The following is a 680-nucleotide window of genomic DNA, read 5'->3' on the forward strand; positions in this document are numbered from 1 at the left end:
TAATTTCTTTGACCTGATTACGCAGCTCCTGTGGCATCTTTGTAAGTACCGCAATGATATCATCGGTTTTAGTGCCCTGAATTACAGCTATAATAGAACCTTTCCTACCTCGCTTATCTCTATTTATTAAGATGGTATAAAGATCTCCCTTACTTAAAGCCGTTTCGTCAATACATAGGTGATAACCCATATTCTTTGGATAAAGGATATACTCTTGGGCATGTGCTCTCTGATCCCAATTCTGGAAGTCACTCAGGTGGTCTTTATATTGGCTTTGAAGCTGTTTGCCATCCATACAGTAATGCTCAGCTACACTTTGGCAGCTAACGGCGTGATTATCTAAGTAATTCTTTTAAAAAAGCACCGAACTCAGCGGTTATGCGAGTACCGGTGGCTACCAAACTCCAGTCACGACTATATGTCTGCCCAGTGGATGGATCTTCCCAGCGACGACGCTTGATACGTAAATAAACGGCTTTACCACGGATAGGGAAGTCCTGAACTTCAATCTCAGGGAGGAAACCTTTTGAGTGAAGATGGAGATCAGAGTACTCAGCAGGAATAGTGGCTTTCTCCTCTAAATAAAGAATAAAGCAAGTATCCTGAGAAACATGATTGACTAGGGTAAAGTAATCAAGGATTCCTGAAGGCAAGAACAAGCTTAAAGAAGCAACAGGATC

At 41.8% G+C, this 680-nt stretch carries 1 protein-coding gene and 1 pseudogene; both read right to left on the reverse strand.

The features are described from left to right. Nucleotides 1-295 (reverse strand): annotated as a pseudogene (locus HMPREF0106_RS00035) (DDE transposase); the annotation flags it as partial. Between the two features lie 40 nt (nt 296-335). Further along, nucleotides 336-680 (reverse strand): transposase family protein (locus HMPREF0106_RS00030; RefSeq protein ID WP_032851717.1); only part of this gene is annotated, 345 nt, incomplete at its 5' end.

Origin of the sequence: Bacteroides sp. D22 (assembly GCF_000163675.1) — a bacterium.
Lineage (GTDB): Bacteria > Bacteroidota > Bacteroidia > Bacteroidales > Bacteroidaceae > Bacteroides > Bacteroides xylanisolvens.